The organism is Vibrio sp. OPT20, assembly GCF_963889365.1.
Taxonomy (GTDB): Bacteria; Pseudomonadota; Gammaproteobacteria; order Enterobacterales; family Vibrionaceae; genus Vibrio; species Vibrio splendidus.
On the sequence record NZ_CAWPOA010000031.1, the window covers coordinates 469,489 to 483,610 of the forward strand.

Below are 14,122 nucleotides of genomic sequence, written 5' to 3' on the forward strand. Positions count from 1 at the left end.
AAAGGAAAATACGCACATGACAATTGAAATTCTGGTTCCAGATTTACCTGAATCTGTGGCTGATGCAACAGTGGCGACTTGGCACAAAAAACCAGGCGAAGCCGTTGCACGTGATGAAGTCATTGTAGACATCGAAACAGATAAAGTAGTTCTAGAAGTACCGGCTCCTGAAGCGGGTGTTCTGGAAGCTATCCTAGAAGAAGAGGGTGCTACGGTACTTTCTAAGCAGCTTCTTGCAAAGATCAAACCTGGTGCTGTCGCTGGTGAACCAACGAAAGATACCACTGAAGATACAGAAGCTTCTCCTGATAAGCGCCACAAAGCGGCACTGACAGAAGAAAGCAACGACGCACTAAGCCCAGCTGTTCGTCGTCTTCTTGCAGAACACAACCTACAACCAGCTGACGTCAAAGGCACTGGTGTTGGTGGTCGTATTACTCGTGAAGACATCGACGCGCACCTAGCAGCAGCGAAAGCGGCTCCGGTAGCAGCATCTGCACCAGCAGTTGAAGCGCCAGCAGCGGCTCGTAGCCAAAAACGCGTGCCTATGACTCGCCTACGTAAGACAGTTGCAAACCGTCTTCTAGAAGCGAAGAACAGCACAGCAATGCTGACTACTTTCAACGAAGTGAACATGAAACCAATCATGGACCTTCGTAAGCAGTACAAAGACCAATTCGAGAAGCGTCACGATACGCGTCTTGGTTTCATGTCTTTCTATGTGAAAGCAGTAACAGAAGCGCTGAAGCGTTTCCCAGAAGTTAACGCTTCGATTGATGGTACAGATATTATTTACCACAACTACTTCGATATCAGCATGGCGGTATCTACGCCACGCGGTCTAGTGACTCCAGTACTGAAAGACTGTGACACACTAGGTTTTGCTGACATCGAAAAAGGCATCAAAGAGCTAGCAATCAAAGGCCGTGACGGCAAGCTAACTGTTGATGAACTGATGGGCGGTAACTTCACTATCACAAACGGTGGTGTATTTGGTTCTCTAATGTCTACGCCAATCATCAACCCGCCTCAAGCGGCAATTTTGGGTATGCATAAAATCCAAGATCGTCCAATGGCTGTTGATGGCAAGGTAGAAATTCTACCAATGATGTACCTAGCGCTTTCTTACGATCACCGTCTAATCGATGGCCGTGAATCAGTTGGCTTCCTAGTGACTATCAAAGAGCTTCTAGAAGATCCTGCACGTCTGTTATTAGACGTTTAGTATCGCTAAAACGTCTAGTTAACCTCGTTAGCTAGACGTAAAAAGTTTCAAAGGCTAGGCTGCTCAACGTCTGGCCTTCACTTGAACTGTAAAGCCATTAGAAAATGGACAGCAGTTGATTTGAGAAGACCCTACAGACGTACCACAGGAAACTGTGTCGTTATGGAAATAATAATCCCTTAAGGGAAAATAAACGGAATATCAAAATGAATTTGCATGAATACCAAGCCAAACAGCTGTTTGCAGAATTCGGTTTGCCTGTACCAGAAGGTTTCGCATGTGATACAGCACAAGAAGCTTTCGAAGCTGCAGGTCGTATCAGTACAGCCAAGAAAGTCGTTAAGTGTCAAGTACACGCTGGTGGTCGCGGTAAAGCGGGCGGCGTAGAGCTACATGACACTAAAGAAGGCGTTAAAGAGTTTGCACAAAAGTGGCTAGGTAAAAACCTAGTGACTTACCAAACAGACGCTAATGGTCAGCCTGTAACAAAGATCCTAGTTGAAGAAGCATCAAACATTGCTAACGAACTTTACCTAGGTGCTGTTGTTGACCGTGCAACTCGTAAAATTGTATTCATGGCGTCAACTGAAGGCGGCGTGGACATTGAGAAAATCGCTGAAGAAACTCCAGAGTTGATTCACCAGTCTGCGATCGATCCTCTAGTTGGCCCTCAAGCTTACCAAGGCCGTGAATTGGCATTCAAACTTGGCCTAGCTGGCGATCAAATTAAACAGTTCGTTAAGATCTTCATGGGTCTTGGTGAAATGTTCGCTCAGTACGACCTAGCTCTACTAGAAATTAACCCGCTTGTTATTACAAATGAAGGTAACCTTCTTTGTCTAGACGGCAAGATCAACATTGACTCAAACGCAATGTACCGTCAGCCAAAGCTTCGTGAAATGCACGATCCTTCACAAGAAGACGAGCGCGAAGCGCACGCAGCTCAGTGGGAACTGAACTACGTAGCACTTGATGGCAACGTTGGCTGTATGGTTAACGGTGCAGGCCTTGCTATGGGTACGATGGATATCGTAAACCTACACGGCGGCAAGCCAGCAAACTTCCTTGATGTAGGCGGCGGCGCAACAAAAGAGCGTGTAGCTGAAGCATTCAAGATCATCCTTTCTGATGACAATGTTAAAGCAGTACTCGTAAACATCTTCGGTGGCATCGTTCGTTGTGACATGATCGCTGAAGGTATTATTGGTGCAGTTAAAGAAGTTGGCGTAACAGTTCCTGTCGTTGTTCGTCTAGAAGGTACAAACGCAGACCTAGGTCGTGAAGTACTTGCTAATTCTGATGTTGATATCATTGCTGCTGTATCTCTAACAGATGCTGCTCAGAAAGTTGTTGCTGCTGCGGAGGCTAAATAATGTCTGTATTAATTAACAAAGACACTAAAGTAATCTGTCAGGGTTTCACTGGCGGTCAAGGTACATTCCACTCAGACCAAGCTATCGCATACGGTACGCAAATGGTTGGTGGTGTTTCACCTGGTAAAGGTGGTCAAACTCACCTAGGCCTTCCAGTATTCAACACAGTACGTGAAGCAGTAGAAGTAACTGGTGCAACAGCAACAGTTATCTACGTACCAGCTCCTTTCTGTAAAGATGCAATCCTAGAAGCGATTGATGCAGGTATCGAACTGATCGTAACGATCACTGAAGGTATCCCTACAACAGATATGATCGACGTTAAAGTGAAGCTAGAAGAAACTGGCGTTCGCATGATCGGTCCTAACTGTCCAGGTCTTATCACTCCAGACGAGTGTAAGATTGGTATCATGCCTGGTCATATCCATAAGAAGGGTAAAGTAGGTATCGTATCTCGTTCAGGTACTCTGACGTACGAAGCAGTTAAGCAAACAACAGATGAAGGCTTTGGTCAGTCTACATGTGTTGGTATCGGTGGTGACCCTATTCCAGGTTCAAACTTCATTGATATCCTAAAACTTTTCCAAGAAGACCCAGAGACTGAAGCAATCGTAATGATTGGTGAGATCGGTGGTACTGCGGAAGAAGAAGCTGCTGAGTTCATCAAAGCAAACGTAACTAAGCCAGTTGTATCTTACATCGCTGGTGTTACTGCTCCTCCGGGTAAACGTATGGGCCACGCTGGCGCAATCATCTCTGGCGGTAAAGGTACTGCTGAAGATAAATTCGCAGCGCTAGAAGCAGCAGGCGTTAAGACTGTTAAGTCTCTTGCTGACATCGGTAAAGGCCTACGTGAAATCACGGGTTGGTAATCAGCTAGCTTTTATCTAACGAGATAGAAGCTAACTGAACGATATAAGAAAGGCTTGGTCATTGACCAAGCCTTTTTCTTTTGTAAACGATTGTTTTATAAACGACTGCCGCATCACGGTTGTGTTGTTAAAAGCTAGAATGAATCCCGACTTTTCACTTTAGGCGCGGGTTCTGTACATTTGAGACAGCATAAACATTGCCGCAGCACTGATAACAACAGAAGGGCCGGCTGGCGTGTCATAGAACCAAGACAAGCTCAACCCTCCGAACACAGCGATAGAACCAATTATAGAGGCGAGGAATGCCATTTGTTCGGGTGTATTGGCGAATTTTCTTGCCGTTGCTGCTGGGATTATCAGCAATGACGTCATGATCAATGCACCAACAAACTTCATACCGACCGCAATTACAATACCAACCAGTAACATCAGGATTAGGCGCATTAAGTCAATGTTGATGCCATCTACTGCTGCAAGATCTTCATTTACTGTCGTTGAAAGCAGTGGTCGCCAAAATATCGCAAGCACTAAACCAATCACTGCAGCACCCGCGTAGATGAACACCAAATCTGTTGGAGACACCGCAAGCAAGTCACCAAATAGGTAACTCATTAGATCGACACGAACATTGTCTAAGAAGCTGACAGCAACAAGGCCTAAAGAGAGTGCACTGTGCGCCAATATACCCAGTAAGGTATCGGTCGCGACTAGCTTTTGTTTTTGTAAAGTCACTAGCAACACGGCCAGCATCAAACAACAAATCAGCAGCGCGAAATACAAGTTAATGTTGAACAGAAAGCCAAGTGCTAAGCCCATCAAAGAAGCGTGAGCAAGCGTGTCACCAAAGTAAGCCATCTTGCGCCATACCACGAACGACCCTAATGGGCCTGCAATTAGCGCAATACCCAAACCCGCCAGAATAGAGGGAAGAAGAAACTCAAGCATTAGTGATGTCCATGTTTATGGTTTGAACATTCATGCACGTCGCCTTCGACAGGCTGGCCTGCAAGATCATGATGGTGATGTTCGTGTTGGTGATGATAAAACGCTAGTGTTTCTTGGGTCGCGGTGCCAAAGAGCGCAATATACGAAGGGTGGTGTTTGATGTCTGCAGGTGCGCCTGAACAGCAGATGTGATGGTGCAAACAGATAACATCGTCTGTTTTGGCCATCACTAAATGCAGGTCATGTGAAACCATAAATACGGCACAACCAAAGCGGTGACGAATGGTGTCAATCAGGTCATACAGGTCTATTTGCCCTTGTACATCAACGCCTTGAGCAGGTTCATCAAGAACCAGTAGGTCTGGTCTTCTTAGCAATGAACGAGCAATCAGCACACGTTGGTTTTCACCGCCAGATAGCTGGTGCATGTTACTCTTTTGCAGATGTTCAGCGCCAACGAGCTTCAATGCTTCAAGGATCTCTTGCTGACTGAACTTGCCAGTGAGCTTTAGAAAACGTTCTACATTAAGCGGTAGTGAATCATTAAGCTTTAATTTTTGTGGTACATAGCCAATTTTCAGTTTTTTAGCTTTTGTTATTGTGCCTGAAAATTTAGTTTGTAAACCCAGTACCACTTTGACTAATGTCGACTTTCCTGCACCGTTTGGCCCAATGAGGGTAGTGATTCTGCCGCGCTCTATATTTAGAGAGATGTTGTCTAGAACTTTTCGACCGTCAAATTCGACGCTCACAGAATCTAGTTGGATTAAGTTATCCATGAATAGAACTCATTTGCAATTCGCTAATGTTATAATGTAACATTTACCTCAAGCCTAAGCTACTTTTCTATTATCGAGGGATTATGTCACGTTCATCTTTTATACTTGCTACTTTGCTTTTAGCGCCAAGTGTCGCAAGTGCCAATACTATTCTAACAAGCTTTAAACCGATTCAAATGATTGTGACAGAATTAACGCAAGGCGTTAGTGAGCCGGATGTGTTGATGAACAGCAATGCTTCGCCGCATGATTATGCGCTTAAGCCATCGGATGTCAAAAAAGTTCATAGTGCCGATATGGTTATCTGGTTCGGCCCTGACCTAGAAGCCTTTTTGACTAAGGTGATTGGTTCAAAAGAAAATGTTATCAAGATCAGTGAGATTCCTGGAATCAACTTGAGAGAGTTTGGGCATGAAGATCACGATGCTCATGAAGGACACCATCATGGTAGCCATGACCCGCATTTTTGGTTGGGCATCGACCAAGTTGAAGTCGCGGCAAAATATATCTCAGCTAAGTTGATTGAATCTGACCCTGATAACGCAATGGCGTATCAAGAGAACCTAGACTCATTCTTGATTGCTTTGAAAGAGAAGAAGCAGTCAATTAATGAACAACTTGCGCCTGTGAAAGACAAAGGTTACTACGTATTCCATGATGCGTATGGCTACTTCGAACAGGAGTTTGAGTTAAATAACTTAGGTCACTTTACCGTGAGCCCAGAGCGCAAGCCGGGTGCAAAAAGCTTGATAGCTATCAAGAAAACCTTGGTGCGTGAAAATGTTCAATGTGTATTTGCTGAGCCTCAATTTACACCGGCTGTGATCGAATCGGTGACTCGCGGAAGCAATGCTAAGCAAGGGCAACTTGATCCTGTTGGTTCACAGGTTGAAGTGAAGAGTGGAAGTTATTTCGATTTTCTTCAGCAACTTACAGACAGCTACACCAGTTGCTTGAGTGCTAAGTAATCAATAATCAATAACCAATATTCCTAACGACACTTTGCTCTCGTTAATTTATGAATCATGCCGCTTTTTGCGGCATTTTCGTGACCGCTAAGATAAAACCTCTCAACAAATAGCAAACCTCCTTTCTCCTTTGTTAATTTCCGCTAAAATAGAAAGATAATAATAAGCACAAAAAAACTGAATTTTTGGTTCAGCAACGATAAGACGTTGTGGATACCATAATTTCATGTGTTATTGCTGTTCAGGATGAAAAGTTGTATCGAATTATCTTCAGAATGTTCATGTTAATGAGCATTTCATTTAGCGTTCTCGCGGTAAATACATCACCCTCCGTTTTCTATCCTTTGCCCGTTCAAGCGCAAGGGAACTTTCTTGCGGCTAAAAACTTGTACTTAGGTGCCGGTGGCGGGCTATGGGTTCATGATGTCCATGGAAAAGTACTCTTTTATGATGGCCGAACCCTATTCCCTCGAAAGGGCAGCCTTTTGCAATTTTCTTCAGAAAGAGTCGCGTTTCTTAACGATGAGTTTTGGACATTTTTTGATAATGAGGTGTACCGACATAGCCCTGGTATTGGCAATGAGCTTGCGTTTAGTTTAAGCCCCGGCGCTGAGATCGCGAATATCGGCTCATCAGGTGATTATATTTGGGTCACAGATGGCAGTAATTTTTATACTTACAACACTCAATCTTTAGAATTTACCACCTACTCACTACTCAAACTGTATCGATACAACAATAGCAGTGATATTGCGATTAACGATGCGGAGTGGGTGTTGTCAAAATGGGTACTCGCGACCAGTTCTGGAGCTTACCTTTCCGAGGCGCAAGAGTTTACTCACATCACTGCATCAGATAAGCACCATATTGAGACGGTTTATTTTTCTAATGCTAGACGAGAGTTAGTGATTGGCACTTTAAATGGGGCGGTGATTGTTGATCTCGCGAATCCAGATAATGAGAACAAAATAAAAGGGTCGCACGTTCTCTCGCTTGCTGAAACTTCAGACCAATATTGGATTGGCACAGAGCATGGACTCATTAGTTACAACTTCATTACGGGTCAGATTACACGATTCGAACAAGCCGCTAACCAAGATTTCTCGCTACCGGGAGAGAAAATATATTCGTTAATCAACGACCATGCTGGTGGGATGTGGGTTGCGACAAATAACGGCATCCGATATTTCTCACTGTTCAGTAAGACATTCTCAAGAACGCCATTAACGGGTATGGGGATGCATTCAAGTAGTGTCGTGATAAACAAAGTACAGCCGGTTAGTGAACAATTATCTTGGGTTGCTTCCTCAATGGGCCTCTATTTGGTCGATGCTCAAAGCAAAGCTAGTCCAATTCGTGTTTACTCCAACTCGGTACAGGACTTTGAGGTCTTTGGTTCTTCCATTTGGTTGGCTACAGAAGAAGGCATTATTAGTTTTAATACCAATACGTTAGAGCCTGAAGTGCTCGGTTTACCAAGGTCTATCAAGGGGGTACAAGTTGAGAACTTTGCGCTTCAAGCTGATAACGTACTTTGGATAACATCGGGGCAAGACCTTTATTCGTTATCTATCGAAACTATGAAGCTGACGGGGTACGGTACTGACTGGTTAGTTGATAAGTTTTTGCCAGCAAAAATCACTGCTCTCAATATAGGGTTACAAGGTCGTATATATATAGGCACTGACCACGGCTTCTACTCTTTTATTGATAAACGGATTAGCTTTAGTCGCTCAAGCGAACGATTTGGCAAAGTGGTCGATATTGAAAAAGCGAAGGATGGGGCTCAATGGTTTGCGAGCAGTTATGGCGTGTATCGAATCCCTTATGACAGCTCTATTATTCAAGAGGTCACGCTTGTTGAAGACAATATTAGCCCAAATTGCTTAATAAGCGATGACAATGGTGTGTGGTTAGGTTCTTCGAAAGGTATCAGCTATTACGGACTGGATGGGCAACTGCATAAACATATCGGTTCACCATTTGGCTTGATCACCAATGAACTAGCGGCAGGGGCATGTGCTTTGTTTGACAGCGAAGGCAGCCAATCTACGAGGCTTATTTTTGGATCAAAGTATGGCGTAGTCAGTGCGTTATCTGATGAGTTATTGGTATCAACAACACCTCATAGTCGAGCATTACTGAGTAAGATCAGTGTTGATCAGCAAACCGTATCAATTGGTGGTAAGACAGCTGATTTGGATGAAATCCCTTATGGTTCATCTATGAGTTTTAAGTTGGGTATCCTACCTGCGACGTTTGCCCCTGCGATGGAGTATCGCCTGAGCGACGATGAACCTTGGAGTGAATTTGAAGGAGGCTTGTTAACGCTCGATCATCTTCTTCCGGGGGACTATACACTGGAAGTAAAACCCGTTAAGGATTCGCATTATCGCTTTGTGTCAACGAATCAAAGCTTCTCAATCGCTGAGCCTTGGTATCTGAGCAATTGGGCTGCCGCAAGCTCTCTGGCGCTGCTGATTGGTGTCGTGACTATCTTGGTCTTTTGGCGTTCGCGTTATGTCACTTTTGCCAATAGACACCTAAAAGCGCAAGTTGCATTAAAAACCGATCAACTGAGGCACCAAAGTCGCATCCTGTTGACGACCAATCAACAGCTTAAAAAGCAACTATCAGTTAAGAGTGCGCTTGTATCGCACACAGCAAATGAACTCTCATCTGAAGTTAATCATATTGCTGCGATGCTCCCGAATTGGAATGATGAGAAAGGCAAGTCGCCAATCTTAACGCTGAAAAATGGCTTGGCTCAATTGAGTAATACACCTCAAGGAGAAGGGAAGGTCAGTTACGATATAATTTTGATCTTAGAAGCGGTACTCAAAGCTTGGCAAGATGATTTAGCCAAAGCGGGTATTGAACTGGATATTAGAGTTGATACCAAACAACGATACGTATCCTTACTGTATTTTAATCTCGATATTATTTTCAACAACTTGGTTGCGAGCATCATCAAGAGAAACTTTAAGTCACAAAGCATGGTGGTTCTGGTTGAAGAAGTGAAGGAGCATCTTGTCGTTACGATTCGAGATCATGGGATGCCTTTTCCTAAATTGGCATCAAGCATGAGTGACAACACCGGAAAATCGACTGATCTAAATATCGAAAAGTTACCTCTATTGATGAATCAGAGTGGTGGTGAGCTGAACGCGTTTGTTTCTGACTATCAAAATAAGGTTCAGCTTTCGTGGCCGATTGAATATCAAGTACTGGATAATCTGGAAGCCAGCACAATTGAGCAGATAGAAACCATTAAGCTTGCCGCTTCAACGCCAGAGCAACAAAGGTTGAGTGCTGAACAAGAGTGGAAAAACAGAGTGTCGCAGCTTGTGAGCGAAAACTACGCCGATGCAGAGTTCAGTACTGCAACTGCTGCTAAGTACTTGTTCATGTCAGAGAGAAGCTTACAGAGACGCTTTAAATCGGCTTATAACAAGACCTTTAAAGAGCATTTGAATGAAGTGCGTTTAGAGCATGCGTGCGAGCGGTTACTTGCGGGAGAGAAGATCTCAGATGTCGCGTTTGATTCTGGTTTTAATGACCCTTCCTATTTCAGTCAGAGGTTTAAGCACCATTTTGGTATGTCGCCATCTAAGTTTGCTGAAAACAGCGAAGAGTAGCGAGCTGCGGATTTACTCTACGTCCACATAGATAAAGATACTCTAAGCCTCGACATTCGTGTTGGGGCTTTTTTATGCTTCTACGAGATAGAGATAGAGATAGAGATAGAGATAGAGATAGAGATAGAGATAGAGATAGAGATAGAGATAGAGATAGAGATAGAGATAGAGATAGAGATAGAGATAGAGATCAGTGGGTAGTTTAAAAGGCTGTTGAGATAAAACAAAAGGAAGAAAAAAAATATCGTGGTATAGCCGGGGGGACTATACCACGGGTGCCAAGGACACCTTCGCTTGCTGCCGGAGTGATATGGCAAGCCACATCACCTCTGGAATAAAACTAAAGAGAAGTAGTTTCTCTTCGTTGGAGTAACTATACGTCTGCCCACTTATTTTACTTATAAAATTAACGACAGATGGCCATGAGAAAACCGACATTATTTTAAGTTATTGATAATTAATGATTTGCGTTGGTTTTTCTTGATTGGTATTAGTGAGGTAGTTCTCGTTGTTTGTTGAAAGTAACGTTTTTGACGTAAACGTTTTTAACGAAATTTACGAGTATGTATTTTCGAAAACATTGATTTCACACAATAGAATTGTGGTCATGTATGTGTATCATGGCGGTAATAACAATCTTTCTCATTATCAGTCACGAATTGGGCATTTATGAAACTCTCACAACTCGAGCAAGGAAAAGCGGCTTCTATTGTTGCACTAACAGGCTTAACACCAGACGTTAGAAAAAAACTTATGGTTATGGGCATGTTGCCAAAAACTGAGGTGACGCTAATCCGTCGTGCGCCGATGGGTGATCCACTTCAAGTGGAGGTGAGAGGTGTTTCTATCGCCATTCGTGAAAGCATTGCAGAACAAATCGAGGTTATCTAAATGGATTATCAAGTTCTTACCGTTGGTAACCCAAATAGTGGTAAAACAACATTATTTAACGCCTTAACTGGTGCTAAGCAGCACGTTGGTAACTGGGTTGGTGTAACCGTAGAAAAGAAGACGGGTTTGTATTCGCATGCTGGTGATCAGTTTCAGCTAACGGATTTACCGGGTATCTACGCACTAGACAGTGGTAATGATGCGAACAGTATCGATGAATCTATCGCGTCTCGTGCTGTGCTAACTCATCCTGCAGATGTCATCATCAATGTTGTAGATGCAAGCTGCTTAGAACGAAGCTTATACATGACATTACAATTACGAGAGTTGGGTCGCCCAATGATCGTTGTATTGAACAAGATGGATGTATTAAAGCGTGAGCGTCAGGTGATTAACCTTAAAGCGCTAGAGAAAGAGCTTGGCTGTCCAGTTTTAAGCTTGTCTGCAAACGACAAAGGCCAAGTTGCACGTTTTAAAGAGCGTCTGCATAAACTGCTTGTTCAAGGTGTGAGTCTTGATCCTATCTCTATTGATTACGATGCCGCGTTAGAAGCTCTTATCCCTTCTGTGGAGTCACAATTTGATGATGCTGATGTATCTCACCGAGCTCTGGCTATTCGTGCTTTAGAAAACGATTACTTAGTATTGAACGGATTGGCTCCTCAAACTCGTACTCAAATCGACAGTGTGCGCCTAGGTGCCGATTTCGATATTGACCTTGCTGTTGCTGACGCTAAATACACTTTCTTACATGACCTTTGTAAACGTGTTCGTCGCAGTGAAGGGAAACTAAGCCGTAACTTTACTGAGAAAGCAGACCAATTCATTTTGAATAAATGGGTCGGTATTCCTTTCTTCTTCGTCATCATGTACCTAATGTTCATGTTCTCTATCAATATCGGTAGTGCGTTTATCGACTTCTTTGATATTGGTGTTGGCGCAATATTAGTTGATGGTGGACACCACTTATTAGATGGCCATTTACCGGTTTGGCTAGTCACCATTCTTGCCGATGGCATCGGCGGTGGTATTCAAACGGTTGCGACCTTTATTCCGGTTATTGCCGCGCTTTACTTGTTCTTAGCGGTATTAGAAAGCTCGGGTTACATGGCTCGTGCAGCATTTGTACTTGATAAAGTGATGCAGAAGATTGGTTTACCGGGCAAAGCGTTTGTTCCGTTAGTACTTGGCTTTGGTTGTAACGTACCTTCAATCATGGCAACTCGTACTCTTGACCAAGAGCGTGAACGTAAACTGGCAGCATCAATGGCGCCCTTTATGTCATGTGGTGCTCGTTTGCCAGTATACGCACTATTCGCAGCTGCGTTTTTCCCTGGTGCCGGACAAAATGTCGTATTCGCTCTGTACATCATGGGTATTGTAGCTTCTGTATTTACGGGCTTATTCCTTAAAAATACTATCTATCCTGGTAGCAGTGATAGCTTGGTTATGGAGATGCCAGATTACGAATTGCCAACCGTGCAAAACGTGATGCTGAAAACTTGGCAGAAGCTGAAGCGTTTCGTGCTTGGCGCAGGTAAAACCATCGTAATGGTTGTGGCTATTCTTAGCTTCCTGAACTCATTAGGTATGGACGGCAGTTTTGGTAACGAAGACAGCGAAAGCTCAGTGCTATCTAAAGCGGCTCAAGTTGTGACTCCAGTGTTCCAACCTATTGGTATTACTGAAGAGAACTGGCCTGCAACGGTTGGTATTATTACGGGTATTTTTGCGAAAGAAGCCGTTGTTGGTACATTAAACAGCTTGTACACCACGCCATCAGATGAAGAAGCGGCTGAATTCGATTTAGCAGCAAGCTTGCAAGAAGCCGTCATGACCATCCCTGAAAACCTAGCTGGTTTGAGCTATTCAGATCCATTAGGCATTGAAGTGGGCGACTTGTCTGACTCAAGCTCTGTGGCTGCAGATCAAGAGGTTGATACTTCGATCTTTGGTAACTTGAAAGACAAGTTTGTATCAGGCCACGCTGCGTTTGCTTACTTGATTCTTATCCTGCTTTACACACCTTGTGTTGCTGCGATGGGCGCTTATGTACGTGAGTTTGGTCAGACGTTTGCCCGCTTCATCGCGGTATGGACAATGGCTCTAGGTTACTTCGGTGCAACTTTCTACTACCAAGCAGCAAACTTCGCTGTACACCCAGTAAGTAGTGCTGTGTGGATGGTGGCAATTGCTGGTGGCTTTGTGGTGACGTATCGCGTCTTCAAGAAAATCGGCAGTAAGCAAAAAGCGTTAGAGGTGCAAGTAGTATGATTTTAACTGAACTTCATCAATACATTGATAACGAAGGTGTCGCTGCTCGTAGTGAACTCGCGTCTAAGTTTGGAATGAGCGAAGACGGTGTCGATGCGATGCTGAGTGTTTGGGTCAAGAAAGGGAAAGTTTCCCGCTTGGTCGATACCAACAAGCATGGCCATACAACGCGTATTCGTTACACCATCAGCAAACAAGATGGTCTGTCACTGAATGTGATGATGTAGTTCAGAGCTTCATACTGTCGTTGAAAACGACGAGATTAGACAATAAAAAGCCGCTCACCTATTTTAGATGAGCGGCTTTTTGTCATGTGTCTATTCTGAACAGCCTTGCTTTAAAGCGTAATGAGATGAACTCGAATTACGCTTTCTTGAAGATAGAGCTCAGCGATAAAACGTTTTGAATGCGAGTATGGATTGCGGCTTGTTGTTCTTCACTGCGCTGTTCGCCTTTGGTGTTGCCCCATACTGGACCTGGCCACGCGATGTCGTCTTTGAAACGTGCAATATGGTGAATGTGTAGTTGTGGCACCATGTTACCCAGCGCGCCTAGGTTTAACTTGTCTGGTTGGAATGTCGCTTCTAATGCTTGGCTTACCGCTTGAGACTCAAGCAAGAACTGCTGTTGTTCTTTCATTGGCAGATGGTGCAACTCTTTTAGGTTGGCACGTTTTGGTACCAAGATAACCCAAGGCACAGCACTGTCTTTGCTTAGCAGTGCCAAGCTTAGTGGAAATTCGCCGATAAGCGTGGTGTCTTTTGCTAACTGTGGGTGAAGTTCAAAGTTCATGATCTTTCCAATTAATTGTTTTACTTGAGTATAAGGTTGGAGTTGGGATGTGGCTAGCGCTTACGTTCTCAATAAGCAGATTCCCTATCACGTTCGTTCCTCACTGTAGGGAATGACGGGCGGGGAGAGTTTTAGCGAATGGCTTTGCTTGTGTTACGCGTTTGGAGGAGATTTCCTATTACGTTTGTCCCTAACTATAGGCGGTAACGATTCGGTGTAGTTTGATAAGTTCATTAATGTCGAGTTGGACTAACGACACTTATTTTCGTCATCTCCTATAGCGACGAAGGAGCGTAGTAGGAGATCTCTTACTGCGTAGGCCGACTCGTCGCAAAGATAAACGAGTAAACGAAACCTCCAAATAA

12 protein-coding genes are annotated in these 14,122 nt (G+C 43.9%); 8 read left to right on the top strand and 4 right to left on the bottom strand.

The window, feature by feature from the left end:
* Positions 1–16 precede the first annotated feature (16 nt).
* The 3 genes from odhB to sucD all read left to right on the top strand — a co-directional run bounded on the left by odhB (position 17) and on the right by sucD (position 3,470).
* Positions 17–1,225, top strand: coding sequence for a 2-oxoglutarate dehydrogenase complex dihydrolipoyllysine-residue succinyltransferase (odhB, locus tag AACR09_RS03300; protein ID WP_004734211.1), 1,209 nt, complete (start codon positions 17–19; stop codon positions 1,223–1,225).
* 206 nt (positions 1,226–1,431) lie between these two features.
* Positions 1,432–2,598 (top strand): ADP-forming succinate--CoA ligase subunit beta, encoded by a 1,167-nt coding sequence (gene sucC / locus AACR09_RS03305; protein WP_004734210.1) that lies wholly within the window; start codon positions 1,432–1,434, stop codon positions 2,596–2,598.
* Positions 2,598–3,470: a succinate--CoA ligase subunit alpha gene (sucD, locus tag AACR09_RS03310; RefSeq protein ID WP_004734209.1), complete on the top strand. Its 873-nt coding sequence runs from the start codon at positions 2,598–2,600 to the stop codon at positions 3,468–3,470. The genes sucC and sucD overlap by 1 nt, the downstream gene beginning before the upstream one ends.
* Before the next feature lie 159 nt (positions 3,471–3,629).
* Here sucD and znuB read toward each other — a convergent pair whose 3' ends face one another.
* Both znuB and znuC read right to left on the bottom strand, forming a co-directional pair.
* Positions 3,630–4,415, bottom strand: coding sequence for a zinc ABC transporter permease subunit ZnuB (znuB, locus tag AACR09_RS03315; RefSeq protein ID WP_102506588.1), 786 nt, complete (start codon positions 4,413–4,415; stop codon positions 3,630–3,632).
* On the bottom strand, positions 4,415–5,194 hold the full coding sequence (gene znuC, locus AACR09_RS03320) for a zinc ABC transporter ATP-binding protein ZnuC (RefSeq protein WP_004734207.1): 780 nt from the start codon (positions 5,192–5,194) through the stop codon (positions 4,415–4,417). The genes znuB and znuC overlap by 1 nt, the downstream gene beginning before the upstream one ends.
* 83 nt (positions 5,195–5,277) lie before the next feature.
* Here znuC and znuA point away from each other — a divergent pair, with 83 nt between their 5' ends.
* Positions 5,278–6,162, top strand: coding sequence for a zinc ABC transporter substrate-binding protein ZnuA (znuA, locus tag AACR09_RS03325; RefSeq protein WP_017079474.1), 885 nt, complete (start codon positions 5,278–5,280; stop codon positions 6,160–6,162).
* Between the two features lie 254 nt (positions 6,163–6,416).
* Positions 6,417–9,800: a helix-turn-helix domain-containing protein gene (locus tag AACR09_RS03330; RefSeq protein WP_193836209.1), complete on the top strand. Its 3,384-nt coding sequence runs from the start codon at positions 6,417–6,419 to the stop codon at positions 9,798–9,800.
* Between the two features lie 80 nt (positions 9,801–9,880).
* Here AACR09_RS03330 and AACR09_RS03335 read toward each other — a convergent pair whose 3' ends face one another.
* On the bottom strand, positions 9,881–10,117 hold the full coding sequence (locus AACR09_RS03335) for a hypothetical protein (protein WP_193836009.1): 237 nt from the start codon (positions 10,115–10,117) through the stop codon (positions 9,881–9,883).
* A gap of 352 nt (positions 10,118–10,469) precedes the next feature.
* Between AACR09_RS03335 and AACR09_RS03340 the strand changes: the two genes are divergently transcribed.
* The 3 genes from AACR09_RS03340 to AACR09_RS03350 are packed head-to-tail and all read left to right on the top strand — an operon-like array spanning position 10,470 to position 13,192.
* Positions 10,470–10,691 (top strand): FeoA family protein, encoded by a 222-nt coding sequence (locus AACR09_RS03340; protein WP_004734203.1) that lies wholly within the window; start codon positions 10,470–10,472, stop codon positions 10,689–10,691.
* Positions 10,692–12,965 carry a Fe(2+) transporter permease subunit FeoB gene (gene feoB / locus AACR09_RS03345; protein WP_004734202.1) on the top strand — a complete coding sequence of 758 codons (2,274 nt, stop codon included), beginning with the start codon at positions 10,692–10,694 and terminating at the stop codon, positions 12,963–12,965.
* Entirely contained in the window at positions 12,962–13,192 is a 231-nt protein-coding gene (locus AACR09_RS03350) for a FeoC-like transcriptional regulator (protein WP_004734201.1), read from the top strand. Before feoB ends, AACR09_RS03350 begins: the two co-directional genes overlap by 4 nt.
* A gap of 136 nt (positions 13,193–13,328) precedes the next feature.
* On the opposite strand, the gene AACR09_RS03355 is transcribed toward AACR09_RS03350, so the two are convergent.
* Positions 13,329–13,757 carry an HIT family protein gene (locus tag AACR09_RS03355; protein ID WP_121603040.1) on the bottom strand — a complete coding sequence of 143 codons (429 nt, stop codon included), beginning with the start codon at positions 13,755–13,757 and terminating at the stop codon, positions 13,329–13,331.
* Positions 13,758–14,122: the final 365 nt, after the last annotated feature.